The 19,570-nt window shown below is 62.1% G+C and carries 18 protein-coding genes and 3 pseudogenes; 8 read left to right on the top strand and 13 right to left on the bottom strand.

The genetic code is table 11. The annotated features are described in order from the left end of the window. Positions 1–291 precede the first annotated feature (291 nt). The 11 genes and pseudogenes from NKH63_RS31410 to NKH63_RS29955 form a co-directional block, all read right to left on the bottom strand. Positions 292–456, bottom strand: a pseudogene (locus NKH63_RS31410) (NrtR DNA-binding winged helix domain-containing protein); the annotation flags it as partial. A gap of 71 nt (positions 457–527) precedes the next feature. After that, positions 528–835 (bottom strand): annotated as a pseudogene (locus NKH63_RS30000) (aspartate 1-decarboxylase); the annotation flags it as partial. A 60-nt stretch (positions 836–895) separates the two neighbouring features. After that, a complete protein-coding gene (bioZ, locus tag NKH63_RS29995) occupies positions 896–1,879 on the bottom strand; it encodes a 3-oxopimeloyl-[acyl-carrier-protein] synthase BioZ (protein ID WP_352920156.1) in 984 nt (327 codons plus the stop codon). Beyond that, a complete protein-coding gene (locus tag NKH63_RS29990; RefSeq protein WP_352920153.1) occupies positions 1,876–3,141 on the bottom strand; it encodes an adenosylmethionine--8-amino-7-oxononanoate transaminase in 1,266 nt (421 codons plus the stop codon). Before NKH63_RS29990 ends, bioZ begins: the two co-directional genes overlap by 4 nt. Then, a complete protein-coding gene (gene bioD, locus NKH63_RS29985; RefSeq protein WP_031194973.1) occupies positions 3,141–3,776 on the bottom strand; it encodes a dethiobiotin synthase in 636 nt (211 codons plus the stop codon). The genes NKH63_RS29990 and bioD overlap by 1 nt, the downstream gene beginning before the upstream one ends. Before the next feature lie 11 nt (positions 3,777–3,787). After that, positions 3,788–4,927, bottom strand: a complete 1,140-nt coding sequence (locus NKH63_RS29980) for an 8-amino-7-oxononanoate synthase (protein WP_352920150.1) — start codon at positions 4,925–4,927, stop codon at positions 3,788–3,790. After that, complete coding sequence (bioB, locus tag NKH63_RS29975) at positions 4,924–5,922, bottom strand: biotin synthase BioB (RefSeq protein ID WP_352920178.1); 999 nt, start codon at positions 5,920–5,922, stop codon at positions 4,924–4,926. Before bioB ends, NKH63_RS29980 begins: the two co-directional genes overlap by 4 nt. Before the next feature lie 95 nt (positions 5,923–6,017). After that, on the bottom strand, positions 6,018–6,872 hold the full coding sequence (nadC, locus tag NKH63_RS29970; RefSeq protein ID WP_352458523.1) for a carboxylating nicotinate-nucleotide diphosphorylase: 855 nt from the start codon (positions 6,870–6,872) through the stop codon (positions 6,018–6,020). Then, positions 6,872–8,413 carry an L-aspartate oxidase gene (locus NKH63_RS29965; protein ID WP_352920176.1) on the bottom strand — a complete coding sequence of 514 codons (1,542 nt, stop codon included), beginning with the start codon at positions 8,411–8,413 and terminating at the stop codon, positions 6,872–6,874. Before NKH63_RS29965 ends, nadC begins: the two co-directional genes overlap by 1 nt. Beyond that, positions 8,410–9,384, bottom strand: coding sequence for a quinolinate synthase NadA (nadA, locus tag NKH63_RS29960; RefSeq protein WP_352920148.1), 975 nt, complete (start codon positions 9,382–9,384; stop codon positions 8,410–8,412). The genes NKH63_RS29965 and nadA overlap by 4 nt, the downstream gene beginning before the upstream one ends. Positions 9,385–9,450: 66 nt before the next feature. Next, positions 9,451–10,419 carry an NUDIX hydrolase gene (locus tag NKH63_RS29955; RefSeq protein WP_352920173.1) on the bottom strand — a complete coding sequence of 323 codons (969 nt, stop codon included), beginning with the start codon at positions 10,417–10,419 and terminating at the stop codon, positions 9,451–9,453. A 172-nt stretch (positions 10,420–10,591) separates the two neighbouring features. Here NKH63_RS29955 and panB point away from each other — a divergent pair, with 172 nt between their 5' ends. The 6 genes from panB (at position 10,592) to NKH63_RS29925 (ending at position 14,713) form a co-directional block, all read left to right on the top strand. Next, positions 10,592–11,452, top strand: a complete 861-nt coding sequence (gene panB / locus NKH63_RS29950) for a 3-methyl-2-oxobutanoate hydroxymethyltransferase (protein WP_352920144.1) — start codon at positions 10,592–10,594, stop codon at positions 11,450–11,452. Further along, the gene (gene panC / locus NKH63_RS29945; RefSeq protein ID WP_352881854.1) at positions 11,449–12,309 is read left to right on the top strand and encodes a pantoate--beta-alanine ligase; all 861 of its coding nucleotides are present in this window, start codon (positions 11,449–11,451) and stop codon (positions 12,307–12,309) included. Before panB ends, panC begins: the two co-directional genes overlap by 4 nt. A gap of 94 nt (positions 12,310–12,403) precedes the next feature. Next, on the top strand, positions 12,404–13,129 hold the full coding sequence (locus NKH63_RS29940; RefSeq protein ID WP_352881852.1) for a LuxR family transcriptional regulator: 726 nt from the start codon (positions 12,404–12,406) through the stop codon (positions 13,127–13,129). 93 nt (positions 13,130–13,222) lie between these two features. Then, the gene (locus NKH63_RS29935) at positions 13,223–13,873 is read left to right on the top strand and encodes an acyl-homoserine-lactone synthase (protein WP_352458529.1); all 651 of its coding nucleotides are present in this window, start codon (positions 13,223–13,225) and stop codon (positions 13,871–13,873) included. Further along, the gene (locus NKH63_RS29930) at positions 13,870–14,244 is read left to right on the top strand and encodes a transcriptional regulator domain-containing protein (protein WP_352474703.1); all 375 of its coding nucleotides are present in this window, start codon (positions 13,870–13,872) and stop codon (positions 14,242–14,244) included. Before NKH63_RS29935 ends, NKH63_RS29930 begins: the two co-directional genes overlap by 4 nt. Positions 14,245–14,302: 58 nt before the next feature. Then, entirely contained in the window at positions 14,303–14,713 is a 411-nt protein-coding gene (locus NKH63_RS29925) for a DUF2285 domain-containing protein (protein WP_084641649.1), read from the top strand. 46 nt (positions 14,714–14,759) lie between these two features. Here the strand turns inward: NKH63_RS29925 and NKH63_RS29920 are convergent, their stop codons facing one another. Next, positions 14,760–15,179 (bottom strand): hypothetical protein, encoded by a 420-nt coding sequence (locus NKH63_RS29920; RefSeq protein WP_352474704.1) that lies wholly within the window; start codon positions 15,177–15,179, stop codon positions 14,760–14,762. Positions 15,180–15,500: 321 nt separating this feature from the next. Between NKH63_RS29920 and glmS the strand changes: the two genes are divergently transcribed. Further along, on the top strand, positions 15,501–17,324 hold the full coding sequence (gene glmS, locus NKH63_RS29915) for a glutamine--fructose-6-phosphate transaminase (isomerizing) (protein WP_352920139.1): 1,824 nt from the start codon (positions 15,501–15,503) through the stop codon (positions 17,322–17,324). Positions 17,325–17,739: 415 nt separating this feature from the next. Beyond that, positions 17,740–18,000: a helix-turn-helix domain-containing protein gene (locus NKH63_RS29910; protein WP_352496595.1), complete on the top strand. Its 261-nt coding sequence runs from the start codon at positions 17,740–17,742 to the stop codon at positions 17,998–18,000. A 694-nt stretch (positions 18,001–18,694) separates the two neighbouring features. Here NKH63_RS29910 and NKH63_RS29905 read toward each other — a convergent pair. Next, a pseudogene (locus NKH63_RS29905) lies at positions 18,695–19,570 on the bottom strand (IS1380 family transposase); the annotation flags it as partial.

Here is a 19,570-nt window from a genome sequence, read left to right as displayed (position 1 = left end):
CGAACGTATCGCACATTTAGACGAACTGTACATTAGATAGCCACTTTGACGCATGCGTTTACTGGCGGTATACATCCTTCACCGTTGCCGCAAGGCATTGGCCCACTCGCGCGGCACCTCCTTCACGACAAAGGTTGAAAGCCCGTCCTCGGGCGTTTCATTTCCAAGATCACTTCGGTCCACTCATACGGGCTTCCCGAGCGAGACCTTGGGTTCGGACGGTGCGAATAAATTTCTCGTTATAATCGAATTGATTATAAGGGTATATTTCTACGTTGAGTATAAAGGATGTCAAGCCCGCGCCAGCGGCAATTTTGTCCGGGCGACCGCCGTTTCGTCGAGGACATGGTGGCGGAAGCGATAAAGCTTCGCCGGCCGACCGCCGGTGTCAAAAGCACTTTCGCCGGTCTCCTCCACCAGTTCCTGCTGCTCCATCAACCGGCGAAAGTTCTGCTGAAGCGCCCCTGCCGATGTAGTCGTCAACGCCGTCCGCGTCAGCGCATTGCCCTCGGCGAGAAGCCAACGACATTGTTGATGACGAACGTAACGATCCGCGGCTTCAGAGAGGAATGCGCGCTTCGTCCAGATGGATGGAGTGGGCTGGCAGGTCCGGGCGGCCGCGCCGTTGAGGATGCAGCATCGAGAGCCGCGCTCGCCGAGGATGACATAGGTCGAGATTCGCGCGCCGGAAGTCTTGCTCCATGTCTCCACGAATCCATTGGCAGGATCCCGGCTTCTTCGCAGTGGTCGGGTCGAGCGTTATCGAACCGTGGTAGTTGAGGTTTGCTTCGGTGACGTGGATGCCGTGCAGCTTGCCGGCGACTATTTTTCGCATTGGTTCCGTTGTCCTATTCATCTCACAAAGTCAGTCCTGATGTTGAGCAGCTTCGCTGGGCTAAATCCCGACGACGAGCGCCCCGCCGCTGAGTCCCGCACCTGCCGCCGCCAGGAGTATTTTCTTGCCCGGCCGAAACGGCTCCGCTTGATTGGCGAGCGACAGTGAGAGCGGGATCGTCGCGGCCGAAGAGTTGCCGTATTCGGCAATCGTCTTGACAATTGCTTGATCCGCTATGCCGAGGTTACTCCCGACAGCATCGAAAATGCGAGCATTGGCCTGATGCGGCACGAACCGGTCGACATCCTGTGGTCGCACTCCGGCAGCGGCTAGCGCGCTTATCGAGCAATCGGTCATCATCTCGACGGCCTTTGCGAACACTTCGCGGCCGTCGGTCATCGTCATTCGGGTTTGCGCGAGGTCGAGGTCACCGTGGAACGGGATGTTGCTTCCTCCTGCGGGAATCTGGATCAGCCCGTATCGCGAGCCGTCCGAATCGACGGAGGCACCGAGAATCCCCCGACCAGTATCCTCGCACGGACCGATCACGACGGCGCCGGCGGCATCGGCAAACAGCACGGCGCTGGCGCGCTCAGAGGGATTGATGCGGCGGCTGAGGATATTGGCGGCGATAACAAGGCTCGCTTTGCCGTGCAGGCGGGTAAATCCGTCCGCAAACATCAGCGCATAGATGAAGCCGGCGCAGGCGCCGGTCAGATCGACAGCGCCGGCGCGGCCGAGCCCCAGCCGATGTGCGACCAGGGGCGCGCTGGGCGGCAGGAGGTGATCGGGCGTCGAGGTGGCAAGCAGCAGCAGACCGATGTCGTGGCGCGCAATGCCGGCGCTGGCCAGCGCCATGGCGCCGGCCTGCGCAGCAAGACCAGACAGCGTGTCTTCGTCCGTTGCCCAGAAGCGCGACCGAATTCCGGTGCGCCGCTCGATCCAGCCGGGTTCGAGGCCGAGATTGTTCTCAATTTCGGCATTGGCCACCTTTCGGCCAGGCGCATGATGGCCAAACCCGAGAAGGCCCGACAACCTGCTCATGGCTTTGAGCCGAAGCGTTCGCCGGCCTCCTCGATGGCGTCATGGAGCCGATCGAGCTCGTCGCCGGTGATGCAATAGGGCGGCAGGAGATAAAGGACGTTGCCGAGCGGGCGCACAAGCAGGCCGAGCTCGAGGAAAAAGGCCCGCAGCTTAGGTCCGATCTCGGCCAGATAGCCGGCAGAGCCGGCGCGCAGGTCGAGAGCCAGGATCGTGCCGATCGCGCGGCTATCGGTGAAGTTGGCATTGTCGCGAAAGCGTCGAAACCCGGCGGCCTGTCTCTCGCTCAAGGCCGCGATCCGCTCGGCCACCGGCTCGTCACGCCAGATCTCGACATTGGCGAGTGCTGCCGCGCAGGCAATCGGATTGGCCGTGTAGGAACTCGAGTGGAAAAACGTCTTCTTGCGATCCGCTGAATAATGAGCCTGGAAGATCGCATCGGTGGCAAGCGTGGCCGCCAGCGGGATCACGCCGCCGGTCAAGCCTTTGGAGGTGCACAGGATATCTGGAGAAATCGATGCCTGCTCGCAGGCGAACATGCTCCCGGTGCGGCCCCAGCCGGTCATCACCTCGTCGGCAATCAGCAGCGTGCCGGAGGCTTCGGCAATCTTCTTCAATCCGGTCAGAACCGAGGCCGGATACATCAGCATGCCGCCGGCGCCAAGCACGAGCGGCTCGACAATCAGGGCGGCGGCGCGCTGGTCGCGGCTGACGGCCTCGAACCGATCCAGTGTTTCCTGCTCGCGGCCGGCGGCCGGGAAGGGAATGGTGTCGACCTCGAACAGCAAGGGTTCGTAGGCGGCGTTAAACACGCCGCGGGCGCCGACGCTCATCGTGCCGATCGTGTCGCCGTGATAGCTGTGCTCCATGACGGCGATGCGCGAGCGCGGAGCGCCGGTGTTGCGGAAATAGCCGAGCGCCATCTTCAGCGCGACTTCGACGGAGGTCGAGCCGCTGTCCGAATAGAACACCCGGTCGAGTCCGGCGGGAGCGAGCCCGACAAGCGCCTTGGCCAGGCGTTCGGCCGGTTCGTGCGTGAAGCCAGCGAAGATAATCTGGTCGAGGCTCGACGCGGTCGTCTCGATAGCCTTTATGATGCGCGGATGGCGGTGGCCATGGGTGACGACCCACCAGGATGAGATGGCGTCCAGGATGCGCGCGCCATTGGCTTTGTGGAGATAGGCGCCTTCAGCCAGGACGATTTCAGGGATCGCCGGCTCGAGCGCGTGCTGGGTGAAGGGATGCCACACACGGGATTGCGGCATCATCCGCCTCCGGCAATCAAAGCGAGGTCGAAGCCGGCAATCATCGCTTGTCTCAGCGTTTTGTCCGTCAGCGGATCGAGGTGCGGCAGCCTGCCGAGTTGCGGCACGTCGCCGAATTCCACGATCGTCCGTTGCGTATCGGTCATCTCATCGCCGATGAAGGCGATGCCAGCCAGCGGGATAGCGCGCGCCCGCAGGGCCTCGATCGACAGCAGAGTGTGATTGATTGTTCCGAGCGCGGTGCGGGCGCACAGAATGACCGGCAACTGCCATTGCTCGAATATGTCGATGAACCTTGTCCGGCGGTTCAGCGGCACCATCAGCCCGCCGGCGCCTTCGATGACGAGCGGTGTCGGCAGGACCGGAAACGAAAGATCGGCAGCCTCGATCGAAACGTCGTCGATTTCGGCCGAACGATGCGGCGAAAGCGGGCTCTTCAAGCGGTAGGCTTCCGGCAGCACGCGCCCCGACGGCAGCCCGGCAAGTCGCGCAACCGCCTCGCTGTCGGTCTCGCCGTCGAGGCCCGATTGCACCGGCTTCCAGTAGAAACCGTCAAGCAGGCCGGCAAGCCCGGCCGAAAACACCGTCTTGCCAATTCCGGTGTCTGTTCCGGTGATAACGATGCGCTTGGTCATGTCGCCTCCGGTCATGTCTGAGCCAACACCTCGACGAGCGCCTCGACCATGGCGGAAATGTCGGCTTCGCCGATATTGAGCGTCAGTGAGATGCGCAGCCGCGACGTGCCCTCGGGCACGGTCGGCGGACGAATGCCGCGTATGTCGAAGCCGCGGGCCTGCAGGCGCGCCGCCACTGCCATGGTGCGCCTGACATCGCCGATCACCAAGGGCTGGATCTGAGAGCCACTTGGTATCACGCCGCAGCCATCGACCAATTGGCGGCCTGCGAGGCCGACGCGTTCATGCAGCTGAAAACGCCGCATAGGCTCGTCGGCGAGCATTGCGAGCGCTTCGCGCGCCGCGACCGCCATCAGCGGCGAGGGCGCGGTGGCGTAGATGAATGGCCGGCAACGGTTGATCAGATACTGGCACAGTGTCCTCGGCCCGGTCACGAGCCCACCAGATGCGCCGAGCGCCTTACCGCAGGTGTGGAGCGCGACGATGTTGTCGCGGCCCTCGAAAGCGGCGGCCAGCCCCCGGCCGTCCGGTCCCCAGACGCCGGTGGCGTGCGCCTCGTCGACGACGAGGAATGCCTCGTGCCGATCGGCAAGCGCGACCAGGCTCTCCAAAGGCGCGCAGTCGCCATCCATGCTGTAAAGGCTTTCCACCGCGATCCAGACGCATCCCATGCCGCCTTCGGCGCGCCAACACGTGATCGCATCCTCGACAGCGTTGGCGTCGTTGTGCGCGGCCAGCACGAACTGTGCGCGCCCGGCCTGCGCACCCTCATGCATGCTGGCATGGGCGAGTTCGTCGAGGACCAAAAGGTCGCCCTTCTGCGGCAGCGCCGTCAGCAGAGCGAAATTGGCGATGTAGCCGCTGCCGAAGAACAGCGCACGGTCGGCTCCAAAGAATGCCGCCGCGTCTGCCTCGAGCTGCTCGTGTTCCGGCGCATTGCCGCGCAACAGCCGCGATCCGGTGGCGCCAACCGGCGTGCCACGCGCAATCGCCGCCGCAACCGCTTCGCCAAGTCTTTTGGAGGCGGCAAGCCCGAGATAGTCGTTCGACGAGAAGTCGCGCCCGGCGCGCGGCTTCAGCGTCCTCAGCCGGTCCTTGCGCGCCAGTCCCTGCAAGGTCGCCTCATAGCGGGCAAGCGGTGCCCCGTTCATTGCGCCTCGAGTTCCATCGGCTCGATGCCAAGGCGCCGGAACAGCAATGTATCCTTGTCCTCACCGGGATTGTCCGCCGTCAGCAGCGTGTCCCCGACGAAGATCGAGTTGGCGCCGGCAAAAAAGCACAGCGCCTGCATCTCGTCGGTCATGGCGGTGCGGCCGGCGGAGAGACGGATATGCGATTTCGGCATCATGATGCGCGCCAGCGCGATCACGCGCACGAATTCGATCGGCTCGATGGGCTTGGCGTCGGCAAGCGGGGTGCCGGCGATCGGGATCAGCATGTTGATCGGAACGCTTTGCGGATGTTCCGGCAGGTTGGCCAGCGTCACCAGCATGCCGATCCGGTCCACCGGCTCCTCGCCCATGCCGACAATGCCGCCGCAGCAGACCTTGATGCCGGATTGGCGAACGTGCTCGAGCGTCTCGAGCCGCTCGGCAAAGCTCCGCGTGCTGATGATCTCGCTATAGTAGCGTTCCGACGTATCGATGTTGTGGTTGTAGTAGTCGAGGCCCGCCTGTTTCAGACGAGAGGCTTGCGTAAGATCGAGCATGCCGAGCGTCATGCAGGTCTCCATACCGAGCGCCTTGACGCCTTCGACCATGGCCACTACCGCATCCATGTCGCGCGCTTTGGGGTTTCGCCAGGCCGCACCCATGCAATAGCGGGTGGCGCCGGCGTCACGCGCTTTCTTCGCCTCGGCGATGACGCGCCGGACCTCCATCAGCTTCGACGCCTTCAGACCGGTTTCGTGCTGCGCCGACTGGCTGCAATAGCCACAATCCTCCGGACATCCGCCTGTCTTGATGCTGAGAAGCCGGCTGAGCTGGACCTTGTTGGGATCGAAATTCTGGCGGTGCACGGTTTGCGCGAGGAAGAGGAGATTGTTGAAGGGGGCATCGTGAAGTGCCCGAGCCTTCTCCAGGGTCCACGCTCCAGGGTCAGGGGATTGAGCCTGTGGCGATGTCTGCGTTGGACTGGCTGTTTGCATGTCCATGCTGTTCCTCCGGTTCTGCCTTGCTTTGCTGTCTGATTGATGACGATCGGAAAGGACAGTTGATTCGATCCTGTCCGTTGCTCAGGCAATCATGAGCCCCAATAGTCGAGGCCGATATCCAGGATCGGCGCGCTGTGGGTCAGTCGGCCGACTGAAATCAGATCAACGCCGGTCGCGGCAATCGCTCGCGCTGTATCGGATGCGATCCCGCCAGAAGCCTCGGTGATAGCACGGCCGCCAACGATTGCGACGGCGCGGCGAAGATCGGCGAGGGACATGTTGTCGAGCAGAACCGCATCGGGAGCGAAGCCAAGTACCTCCTCCAACTGGGCCAGCGTATCGACCTCGACTTCGATCTTGACGAGATGACCGGCCCGTCTTCGTGCTCGCTCGAGCGCCGGGCGAACGCCGCCTGCGATGGCGATGTGGTTGTCCTTGATCAGAATTGCGTCGTCGAGGCCGAAGCGGTGATTGGATCCGCCACCTGCGCGCACGGCGTATTTTTCGACTGCCCGCAATCCGGGCGTCGTCTTGCGCGTGCAGACGATCTTCGCGCCATATCCACGAACCGCAGCGACGATCGATGCCGTTGCTGTAGCGATGCCGCTCAGATGGCACAAAAAATTGAGTGCCGTCCGTTCGGCTGTGAGAATGGCCCGGGCAGGGCCAACCACTGATGCAATGACCTCTCCATCCATGACATTGCAGCCGTCTGCCCGCTCCACCGAAATTTCGACATCAGGATCAATCAAGCGGAAAGCGAGCATCGCCAGATCGAGGCCGGCGACAACTCCGGACTGGCGCGCCGCCAGCACGGTTCCCGCTTGGTGTGCCTTCGGCACGATGGCCTCCGTGGTCAAGTCGCCGGCTCTGCCAAGGTCTTCAAGAAGAGCTGCCCTTACAAGCGGCTCAAGCATGACCGTGGGAAGCGGTGAGAGCGTCATCACTTTGCCCCTTCGAGGCTTGGCGAGTGTCCGAGTTCCCGCGCAGCGGCCAAGGCGGCTTCTAGGGTGATTTCGGACCGTCGGGCGACAGTCGCATGATGAGGAAAGTCTGTCCGGTAATGAGCGCCGCGGCTTTCTTCGCGCAACAGGGCGGCAACCGCGATCATTAGCCCGACAGCCGCCGGATCCGAGGCCGCGTCCTTGCTTTCGGCGAGCGGCAACAAGGCATATGCGGCTGCTTTCAAACCTTCACCATCCCGGACGATGCCGAGTGCGCGCGACAGGAAAACACACACGGGTGCCGGCGCGGGCGATGGGTAAACGTCCGCAAACGCAGGCTTTGTTCTGCGAGCAGGCGTTCCGGCGACACTTTCAGCGACCCAGCGCGCGCACACGACGGCCTCGGTCAAGGAATTGCTGGCGAGCCTGTTGGCGCCATGCAGTCCTGTCGAAGCGACTTCGCCGCAGGCCCACAGCCCCTTGACGGAGGTCCTACCGGAGCCGTCCACGGCAACGCCACCCATGTGGTAGTGTTGGGCCGGACGAATGGGGATGAGATCGCGCGCGGGATTGATGCCGGCTCCACGACAGGCTGATGCGATTGTCGGGAAGTGTCGAGCAAATTCCGGGCCAGGCCGTTGCCGCGCGTCGAGAAAAACACGGTGGCCGTTGGCAAGATGGTTCCAGACGGCGCGCGCCAAGACATCACGAGGCGCAAGTTCCGCCCCTGGCACGCTCTGGAGAAAAGCCTGGCCGGTTTCGTCGATCAGGGCAGCACCTTCGCCGCGGACGGCCTCGCTGACCAGCACCATAGGGCGTTCCGGGCCGTCAAGCGCGGTCGGGTGGAACTGGATGAACTCGAGGTCGGCAAGGACAGCTCCAGCGCGGGCCGCAAGCGCCAGGCCCTGTCCCCAACTGGCCCAAGGATTGGTGGTGTCGAGAAACAGTCCCCCGATCCCACCGGTGGCGAGGACGACCCGCCGTGAGCCGAAGAAGACAGGTCCTATCGAACCGCTCGCCCAGACGCCTCGGATCGCATTCTCTCGCACCGCCAGCCGGCGCGCTTCCACGCCCTCCACGACAACAATCGACGGTGTGGAACGCACAGCCGCGATCAGGGCACGCATGATCTCACGCCCGGTGCCGTCACCATGCGCATGAACGATGCGACGTCGGCTGTGTGCGGCCTCCAATCCGAGGCACAGTGATCCTTTCGGTGTACGGTCGAAGGGAACCCCAAAGCCCGCAAGCCCCTCTATCGCCTTTGGCGCGGCTTGGAGGATGCGGCTCGCCACGTTTCTGTCGCAGAGACCATCCCCGGCGGCAAGCGTATCGGCCAGGTGCAGTGCCGGATCGTCGTCTTCGCCGAAACTTGCAGCCAGACCACCCTGTGCCCAGGTGCTCGAATTGTCAGCTCCCAGCAGCGTCCTGGACAGAAGCAGCACCGGCTCGGGCGCCAGTTGAAGCGCGGTCATCAGTCCGGCGATGCCGCCGCCGATGATGATGGGCCGCCCGAAGAAGCTGCGGACATTGGCGTTCAAATTGCCAGCATCCGTTCCACCGCAAGCCGCGCGCGCTCGGCGATCCCCGGTTCGATGGTCACGATATGGTGGTTCTGCTCGAGCGCCATGCGGATGTTGGCAAGCGTGATCCGCTTCATGTGCGGGCACAAATTGCAGGGCCGGATGAACTCGACCTCTGGGTGCGCTAACGCGACGTTGTCGCTCATCGAACATTCCGTCATCAGCACGACACGTGCCGGCCTTTGCCTTTCGACATAGTCGGACATGGCAGCGGTCGAGCCGGAAAAATCTGCTTCAGCCACGACGTCGGGCGGGCATTCGGGATGCGCGAGCACGATCACGCCGGGATGGCTTTCGCGCAACTCGCGGATGTCGGCCGGTGTAAAGCGCTCATGCACCTCGCAATGCCCTTTCCAGGCGATGATCTGCACATCGGTCTGGGCGGCGATATTCTGGGCCAGATATTCGTCCGGCAACATGATCACCTGGGGAACGCCAAGGGATTGGACGACCGCCTTGGCGTTGCCGGATGTACAGCAGATATCCGACTCGGCTTTCACTTCGGCCGACGTGTTGACATAAGTGATGATCGGCACGCCGGGATAACGCTGGCGCATCAAGCGCACGTCTTCTGCCGTGATCGATTCCGCCAACGAACAGCCTGCCCGCAGGTCGGGAATGAGCACCGTCTTTTGCGGATTGAGCAGCTTGGCCGTTTCGGCCATGAAATGTACGCCGGCCAGCACGATGACTTGCGCCTCGATCGTCGCAGCCGTGCGGGCCAGTGCCAAGCTGTCGCCGACGATGTCGGCCACGCAATGGAAGATCTCGGGGGTCTGATAGTTGTGCGCCAGGATGATGGCGTTGCGCTCGCGCTTCAGTGCAAGGATCGCCTCGATATCCTCGACGAAAGCCGGCCATTCGATCGGCGGGATCACTCGTCGGACGCGCTCGTAGAGAAACGCGGTCGCAGGCAGCATGGCGCTCATCGACCCCTCCAGCTTATACTCTAGTTGAAAATAACCAGCATATACTTGCTGTGAGTATAAGCGATGTCAACCCCGCACCAGCGGCAATTTTGTCCCGGCGATGACCCTCTCGTCGAGAACGGCGTGGCGGAACCGGTAAAGCTTCGCTGGCCGGCCGCCGGTCTCCGCGGTTGCCTCTCCGGTCTCTTCGACCAGCTCCTGCTGCTCGATCAGCCGGCGAAAGTTCGGCTTACGCACGAGCCTGCCGGCAAGCGCCTCCACGGTTCGCTGCAGCTGCAAAAGCGTGAAGACCGGCGGCATCAGCTCAAAGACGACCGGCCGGTATTTGATCTTGGAGCGCAGCCGCGCAATGCCGGTCGCCACGATGCGGCGATGATCGGCGACCATAGACTTGCTGGGCACCAGCGGAGGCAGCGTCGCGTCCCGTCCGCTTCCGGCCTCTTGGACCAGGCCTGCTTCGTAGACTAACTCATAGCGTTGAAGCGTGAGTTCCTCGTTCCAAAGGCGGTCGTCGAAGCCGAAGGCTATCGTCGCCCGCTGCCAGCGTTCACGTCGCGTGGCCGCGTCGCTGACGCCGTCTGCCCATTCAATCAGGCGCGGTCGCAGAACGTCCAGCACGACCGGAGGCGTGCCGGAGCGGTGGTCCTCCCATGGAAAATATTCATACCAGCTCTGCCAGCCGCACTTGGGCGAGCCAGCTGCCTGTTCCTTGCGGGTCAATGCGAGATAGCTGATGGAGATGACGCGCTGCTGGCGCTCGGCGCCGATGCGATCCCGATCCGCGAAGGTGTAGAGTTGCTCAATATACCCCAGCGGATGGCCGGTCTGCTGCTCGACCCACCCCCTCAAACCGGATTGCAGCGATCGGTGCTCAAGCGCAAGTGGTCCGGAGGGCAGGGTGTCCGCCTGGCCGATGGTGAGGACACAGGGTTCACTGTCGTTTACGGCGACGACAAAGGCGATCAGGTCCACTTTGACTTCGTCGGCCTTGACGGCGGCTCTGTCTTTCCTGGGTCCTTTTGCCTGATCGTCCATGTTCGCGAAAGTGGTTGGCCAGCTCGGGAGCGCCTGAATCGATTTAAGTGTAAGCGCGCCTGTCCGCACGTCAACACCGCACAGCTGCACGCCATTTTTAGCTCTTCGCACTTGCACAAAAATGTGGCAAACGCGACACCCGCGGTTGGTAACGTTGGGGAAGGAGGGTCCATTGAGTGCGTTTGGTGACACCAAGGCGATCACACCGCCGGATATTCGTTCGCGCAAAGGTGGGACGCCGCTCGTCTGCCTTACCGCCTACACGACGCCAGTCGCCCGGCTTGTCGATCCCCATTGCGATGTGGTGCTGGTCGGCGACAGCGTCGGCATGGTTCTCCACGGCCTGCCCGCGACGCTCGGTGTGACGCTGGAGATGATGATCATTCACGGCCAGGCCGTGCGCCGTGGCCTCGAGCAGGCGCTGATGGTCGTCGACCTGCCGTTCGGTTCCTTCGAGGAAAGCCCCGAGCAGGCTTTCCGCAATGCCGCGCGCGTTGTGGCCGAGACCGGCTGCGCGGCCGTCAAGCTCGAAGGCGGCGAAACGATGGCAGAGACGATCGGCTTCCTCGCCGCGCGCGGCGTGCCGGTCATGGCCCATGTCGGCTTGACGCCGCAGTCGATCAACACCATCGGTGGCTACCGCGTGCAGGGCAGAGGCGGGGATGCCGAGCGCATCAGGCGCGACGCGCTTGCGGTGAGCGAAGCGGGCGCCTTTGCGGTCGTGCTGGAGAAGGTTCCCGAGGCGCTCGCCCGCCGGATCACCGGGGAGGTGGCGACCCCGACCATTGGCATCGGTGCCTCGGCCGCCTGTGACGGCCAGATTCTCGTCGTCGACGACATGCTGGGCCTCTTCGGCGACTTCCGGCCCAAATTCGTCAAGCGCTATGCTGAACTGGGGGAGGCTGCTGCGGCTGCGATCGCGGCCTATGCGCGGGAAGTGAAGGAGCGCCAGTTTCCGGCCGCCGAGCACGTGTTTGCCGATGCGCCCAAGCCCGCCGACGGGGACGCCACCAAGAGCGGAGAAGCAGCGTGAGCGTGCCGATTGTCAGGAGCGTTGCCCAGCTTCGCCAAATCGTCGCCGCATGGCGCCGCGAGGGCGTGAGGATTGCCGTCGTGCCAACGATGGGCGTCCTCCATGAGGGCCATCTCAGCCTGGTGCGCGCGGCACTCGTGAAGGCCGACCGGGTGATCGTGACGCTCTTCGTCAACCCGAAGCAATTCAACAGCGAGGCCGATCTCGCCGCGTATCCGAGCACCGAGGACGAGGATGCCGCCAAGCTGGCACCGCTTGGCGCGCACCTGCTTTATGCGCCGGACGCAGAGGAGATGTATCCGGCGGCCTTCGCCACGACCGTTTCGGTGTCCGGTGTCAGCGAGGGCCTGTGCGGTGCCTTCCGGCCGGGACATTTCGATGGCGTGGCGACCGTCGTCGCCAAGCTCTTCCTGCAGACCAGCGCTGACTTCGGCTTCTTTGGCGAAAAGGACTTTCAGCAGCTTCAGCTAGTCAGGCGTATGGCCCGGGACCTGGATATTCCAATCACCATTGTTCCTTGCCCGACAGTCCGCGAAGCCGACGGTCTTGCACTATCATCGCGCAATGTCCGGCTCTCGCAAGCAGAGCGTGCTGTTGCCCCCGAGCTACCATCGGTCTTGCTCGAGACGGCTGAGCGGCTTGCCCGCGGCTCGCCCGTCCTGCCAACGCTTGCCGAAGCGCGCGCAGCAATTCTGGCTGCGGGCTATCGCGAGGTCGAATACCTGGAACTTCGCGACGAGGCAGATCTGCGACCCATGACAAGCCTTGACCGACCTGCACGCTTGCTTGTCGCGGCCTGGCTCGGCGGCACACGGCTCATAGACAACGTCAGAATATCACGGGTTTCAACAGGTTAACGGGGTTCTCGGCACGCGCTGTATCCGTCCGGGATCGTTTAAAACAAGGTCTCTGCCTGGCATCGAGCGATCACGGAGGTTACGCAAAGCGCAAATGCATCGCGTGTTTGAGAACTTCGTCGAGCAACTGTCTGCAAGTGTTGATGCTGCCGATCTCCGTGAGGCAATGGCATCCGCTGCAGCCGGCTTCGATTTTCCGCTATTCGCCTATTTCACTTACCCGTCGGCCTCCGGCGACGCCCCGCAATTGATCTCAAACTATCCTTCATCCTGGACATCACGTTATCTGCAACAGCGGTACCACAGTCTTGATCCGGTCATCCTGCGCGGGCTGCAAGGCTGGGATACCTTCGACTGGGGTGTGGATCGCGCTCGGCACTGTCTGCCGAATTCGCAGCAACAAATTCTGGAGAGTGCGGCTGAGTTTGGCATCCGCGGCGGCCTGACGATGTCCATGCATGATCATCGCGGCCGGTTTGCTGCCCTGACCTTTGCTTCCGACGAGTCCCGTCCGCCTCTGTTGCGGTCACTGACACGTTACGAAAAAGCATTGCAGCTGGTGGCCATCAACTTTCATATCCATGTCCGGCGCAGGCTCGCCGACGATCGCGTGGTGGATGGTGTAACGCTCACCCCGCGGGAGTTCGAGTGCCTGAAATGGGCGGCGCGCGGCAAGTCGGCTTGGGATATCAGCCAGCTTCTCGGCGTCTCAAAGCGCACCGTGACCTTTCATCTGGAAAACGCCAAGGCAAAGCTTGGCGTTCGAACGATCAACCAGGCCGTTGCACGACTGGCTGCCTCCGGCCAGGCGAGATCCTGATTCGTCGGCCACGATAGCTGTAAACCTCTACAGGCTGCATCGCTGCGGGCTTTGCCCTTCGATGGCGGGAACACATCCCGCACGGAGGCGACCATGATGCAGCTGATAACACCAGACCTTTACGACGAGTTCGCAAGCGAGCTCAAAGAGATGCACGGGCTCAGGTTTCGGGTGTTCAAGGAAAGGCTCGATTGGGAAGTTGATACCGAAGACCAGATGGAAACAGACCCGTTTGATGGTCTGAAGCCTGTCTATCTGCTCCTCAAGGGATCCGACTGGCGAATTCGCGGTTGCGTGCGTCTTTTGCCCAGCACCGGACCCACAATGTTGCGCGACACGTTCCCGGTGCTGCTGGGTGCTGACGTCGTGCCCTCGACCTCCGACATATGGGAGAGCAGTCGTTTCGCGCTCGATCTCCCTCCGTCGGCGCCCAAGGCAGCGGGCGGACTGGCCCAGGCAACCTACGAGCTCTTCGCGGGCATGATCGAGTTCGGCTTGGCCAAGGATCTGACCCGGATAGTAACGGTGACGGACACGCGCATGGAACGGATCCTTCGCCTCGCGACGTGGCCATTGTCGCGCATCGGACAACCCAAGTCCGTCGGCAAAACGGAGGCGGTGGCCGGGTTTCTCGAGATTTCCCGCGCGAGCCTTTTGCGCATCCGCAGCAGGGGACGTCTGAGCGGACCGGTACTGTGGCAACCGGTTCTAGGCCCGTCGGCATTGTGGACACCTGAGCCGTGAAGGATGCTGGTCTGCCCAAGGAAGCGACGGTCGGTCTTGTATGCTGGCCGGACTGGCGTCGTCACGAAGCTTACCACTACGCCAGACGATTGCCACGCACTGCCTGGGCCTGGGAGTTTCTTCGGCGCAATCCACAATTCCAGCGCGACCACGCCAAAATGGCACCGTCCGCCTGCATTGTCGGAGCCCAGGCCGACCTGAACATAATCGAGTTGACGACAGGATCATCTTTCCTAAGACACTGGAGCCTCCTTTTTCGCGGACGCGCCACAGTGGGACGCTACGTCGGCAAGGGTCTTTTGGGATCCGCGCGACTGCGCCCGTATTCTACGAGCGGCCGCGGAGCTGGTTGGGCTCGACCACGATTTTGAACCGCTTGATCTTTCGTCGCTCTCATGCTGCAAGGACATCCTGCTGACACCTGCCGGCGTGCAGCACGTGCTGCTGAGGGAGGACTGCCGGAGTCTGCAGATCGCCCTTTCCGGTGCATCCGTTCTCCGCCCGTTGCGGCTATATGTCGACGCGATCGTGCAGCCGCAGCACCTGAAGTTCCATGTCGCTGCCCTTCAGTTCCTGAACGACATCAATGGTTGCGGCCGCCTGGCAGCTGCTTGCTTTCCGCCGGAGCCCCGCGGAGCGCGTCTGCGTCTCGTGCTCCAGGCTTTGGATGGCTCGCTTGCGGGAGCATCTCATCAGGAGATCGCCATTGCCCTGTTCGGGAGACGCCGTGTCGAAGAAGATTGGTCTCATCCAGGTAGCCATCTTCGCGATCAGGTGCGTCGCGCCATCCAACGTGGCCGCTACCTGATGGGCGGCGGCTATAGACAATTCCTGATGTAATTCGGGTGACAGCTTGGTGATTGTCTTATTCGAAAACGCGCAGGCATCAATCTCCATTTCTCACTGCTATTGTGCCTTGTACAAGACGTGACACGCGCCTAGTTCTTCCGCTGCGGGAATCGGTTTTGAGTAATACGGACGAAGCACTGAGAACCAACGTTTTCGTGATAGTGCATTCATGCCCCGAGAATCCTGATGACGTTACGAACCCCGACAAAGCCGGCGCTGACTGAAACGGTCGCTGAACGTGCTCTGTGGCCTGCGCCGCCTGACTCTCGGTTTCGGCCATGCCGACCAACAGCCTATTGATAGGCCATCGCGGGCTAAACTCTACCGGCGAGAGCCGCGTCAACAGCGGCAGGCAATCAGAAACTAGATCGGCGGCGACGATGATTATGATCAACGTGACGAACACGTGAATCATGCCGACGGCGCCGACGCTGCCGATGATGATGATGCCGATCATGCGTCACAGTGCTTGTGATCATGCCGATCACCGCGTGATCACGAGCGGCGGCGCTTCGTGTCAGGTGCGTAGCCGGGATGGTCGCGCATGGCCGATTGGTCCTTCGTGCCGCGGGGTGTGGGCTTGCGCTCGGTCATGAGGGCGTCAGGCGCAACGAGAAGTTTTTAGATCAGGGGCTCATCCATGGGGTGGATGATAGTTATCCCTACAATCAATTGTACCAATATTACCGGATACTACTACAAGATCCCCAATGAAAGCGGCCGGATGGGTATCCGTCTCGCGTGGGCTGAAGCTGCCGGCAAGAATGGGAAGACGAACATGTGCGGGATTGTGGGCATCGTTGGGCAACAGCCGGTGTCGGATCGGTTGGTCGACGCATTGAAGCGTTTGGAATATCGCGGCTATGATTCCGCCGGCGTTGCGACGATCACCGAAGGTGCCTTGCACCGCCGGCGCGCCGAGGGCAAGCTCGTCAATCTCGAGAGGAGACTGAAGGAAGAGCCGCTGAGCGGGAACATCGGCATCGGCCACACGCGTTGGGCAACCCATGGGGCCTCGACGGAACGCAATGCGCACCCGCACTTTGCCGACGGTGTCGCCGTCGTCCATAACGGCATCATCGAGAATTTCACCGAGCTGAAGGACGAATTGGCGGCGGCTGGCGCCGAGTTCCAGACCGACACCGACACCGAGGTCATCGCGCATCTCTTGGCAAGACACCGCCGGGAGGGCATGAGGCGGCAAGAGGCGATGCGTGCCATGCTGAAACGCGTCAGGGGCGCCTATGCGCTTGCCGTCCTCTTCGAAGATGATCCGTCGACCATCATGGCGGCGCGCAACGGACCACCGCTGGCGATCGGTCACGGCGACGGCGAGATGTTCCTGGGCTCCGACGCGATCGCGCTTGCTCCCTTCACCAATGAAATTACCTATCTCATCGAGGGCGACTGGGCCATTGTCGGCAATTCGGGCGCCCATATCTTCGATTTCGACGGCCATCCCGTCGAGCGTCCGCGCCATACCTCCACGGCCGCGGCCGATCTGGCCAGCAAGGGCAATCATCGCCACTTCATGGAGAAGGAAATCTACGAGCAGCCCGAAGTCATCGCCCATGCTCTCCGTCACTATAGCAACATCATAGAGAATCGCGCCGACATGGTTTCTGGCATCGATTTCGCCAGGATCCCGAGCTTGGCGATCTCGGCCTGCGGGACCGCCTATCTCGCCGGACTGATCGGAAAATACTGGTTCGAGCGCTATGCGCGCCTGACGGTTGAAATCGACGTTGCGTCCGAATTCCGTTACCGCGAGATCCCGTTGTCGCCGCAGTCGGCGGCTCTTTTCATTTCGCAGTCCGGCGAAACCGCCGATACGCTCGCATCGTTGAGGTACTGCAAGGAGCGTGGGCTGAAAATTGGCGCTATCGTCAATGCCTGCGAATCGACCATCGCTCGGGAGGCCGATGCGGTCTTCCCGATCCTTGCCGGACCGGAGATCGGCGTCGCCTCCACCAAGGCGTTTACCTGCCAGCTTGCCGTTCTAGCCGCACTCGCCATCGGCGCCGCCAGAGCCCGCGGGACCGTAACCGAAGACGAGCTGCAGGCGCTCGTCAGGAGCCTCGCCGAAGTGCCGCGCGTCATGGGCCAGGTACTCAACAGCATCCAGCCGGAGATCGAGTTCCTGTCGCGCGAACTGTCAAAGTGTCGTGACGTCCTGTATCTCGGCCGTGGCACCAGTTTCCCGCTAGCGATGGAAGGTGCGCTGAAGCTCAAGGAGATTTCCTACATCCATGCCGAGGGCCATGCGGCGGGTGAATTGAAGCACGGTCCGATCGCATTGATAGACGACAACATGCCAGTGATCGTCATCGCGCCCCATGATCGCTTTTTCGACAAGACCGTCTCCAACATGCAGGAAGTGGCTGCCCGTGGAGGGCGGATTATCCTCATCACCGATGAAAAAGGGGCAGCCGCATCGAAAATCGACACCATGCACACGCTCGTGCTGCCGGCTGTCGACGAGATTATCGCGCCGATGATCTTCTCGCTGCCGATACAGCTTCTTGCCTACCACACGGCGCTCTTCATGGGCACAGATGTAGACCAGCCGCGCAATCTCGCAAAATCGGTCACGGTCGAATGATTGTGAACCTTTATAGGTGGCGATGCTTGTCCATCTTCGCTGCATCGGCGGTGGAAATTGGTTGAAGGTATCAGCGTCCGCGAGGCTGGGTGGACGGTGCCGCGAATAGCCACTGGAGGCGTCAGTGAGAGTTCGAGTTGCTGTTCAAGAAAGCCATCGGGGAGAATGAGTCGTGTAGGATCGCAGGTCGAATGCGCTACAGCCGATCAGGCCATCTCATGGCGGGCAGGTTCTTAGAACTTGATCAGTAGCAGGTGAGCCGCCATATTCCGACCCGGCTGCCAATTTCAAGTGGCCCATTCCATGGATGAGGCCGGTCCGGCCGAATGGACGTCCATTTTTTTGATTTGCTGGGTGTGCGCCAGGGTCGGGGAGGAAATCTCCCGATTTGTCAGGCGCTCCCATCTTCTTGGAGATGTTTATGAAGGATTCGCGCATTCCCGAGCCAGTCTTGACGGCTATGTCGCAGGGGACCCACATCATCCGCGCTTATCGTGAGCACCTTGGGTATTCAATCGAGGACCTCGCGGTGGCGTGCGGGCTAGCCGCTCAGGAAATCCAAAACATCGAGCGGGGTCTAAAGTACAATAAGGGCTATCGGAATCGGATAGCGAGATCGCTGTCCATACCTGTGGGAATTCTTGAGGCAGAGTCGGACATATCGGACGCCGCCTGATCAGTCGGATAATCTGCAATGGGTGGAAGACCGTTCTTGTGATGTGACGTTTGCGGCTGATAGTCGTCGCTTGATTCCGTTGGACGCGAATGCCTTCTGGCGCAGTACCGCCAAGAGAATTCTCGTCCACTGTCCGAGTCAGGAACTGCACACGGGCTCGCCGAACAGGAAGTTGGAACGCTTCGTCATGCTGTCTTAGGCGATATAGCCGCCCGGAGTGCTGCGGCACGTGCACGATAGCATTGGCTCGCGAGGATGGATTGCTAACGGCGAACCCATGCTGGTCGGCAAGGCGATATTGGCTGGAGCATCAACTCGGCCGACGAGAGTGGCCCCCCATCCTAGGCAGGATCGGCCGACATGGCCGGCATCGCGAGCCGCTCTGAAAAGAGCACAGCGGGCATCCAGACGCTGCCGGGTTGACTATTGGTGTCGGAACCGCAAAAAGGGGCCGCTCTTCATGAGTGGCGTGCGCCGGCAGTCTAACCCCAAGCCCCCCGCCAGGCTGCCGGCGCGCTTCTAGCCGCCTTGATGCACGGCGATAAGCTTTTGACGGCCTGAAGCGACGTTGTGGTCGCCGTTGCGGTGCTTTTCCACGCGCCTCGTCAGGCGCCGGGATTGCTCCGTCGTGATGGCAGGCGGGGGTTTGCAGGTTGCGGTCGACGGGTTCGTTTCGGGGCGTCTGCCCCCATCGTTATGTCGCGAGTTGGGGGATGCGATCGAGGACGATGCGCAGGATGCGCTGGTCGGGGCACGATGTCGGCAGGTGCAGGCGGATTTGCGATTTCATCTCGACCACCCGCGCAGCGATTTTGATGAGGCGCAATCGCAGCGTGTCGAATTGGGCGACGGCAAAGCTCGAGCGCCTCGGCATCGCGGCCCGCAAGCCCCACATCAACCAGTAAGCACCGGCATGCAGGAATAGCCGGAACTGGTTGGCCGTCGCTCTTGTGCAGGACGTTCGGTCGGCGGCGAGATGCGTCTTCCACGACTTGATGTGGTTCTCGGCCGCGCCGCGCCGGCAGTAGACATCCTCGTAGAGCGCCTTGGCCTTCCCACCGGCAAGGTTGGTGACGACGAAGCGGATATCGCCACCTTGGGCGCCGACCTCGACCCGCGCGATGATGCGCTCGACGCGGCTCCAACTAGCGGCGCCGTCAACGAACTCCTTGAACCTGCGGACCTTGCCTGTCTTGGCCGACGCTTCGAAGCGCGCCGTCGTCCTGGCCTCCAGATCCGCGACATGCTTGCGCAGGGTCGTGGTGGGCGCGAGGCAAAGATGAAGTCGACGTCGTTGGCGCGGCACCGGTCGATGACCTGCGGGTTGCAATAATGGCTATCGCCGCGGAGCAGGATTCGAATGTTCGGCCAGTTGATCCGGATCGCCCGCACCAGACGGCGCAGGTGGGGGCGGATCTCAGCCCCACTCGGCCGCTTGGCCGGTCGCAGGATCGCGCTGACGAACCGTCCCGCACCATCGAACATGACGATCGGCTGGAAGCCGTACTCGTCATGGTGGGCATTGAACAGGCGAAGCTGTTGGCCTCCGTGCACAGCGTCGAAGGTGTCG

Source organism: Mesorhizobium sp. M0960 (genome assembly GCF_040319055.1).
Taxonomy (GTDB): Bacteria; Pseudomonadota; Alphaproteobacteria; order Rhizobiales; family Rhizobiaceae; genus Mesorhizobium.
Note: the sequence above shows the minus strand (reverse complement) of the source record. Positions and strands in the feature narration are given on the sequence as shown.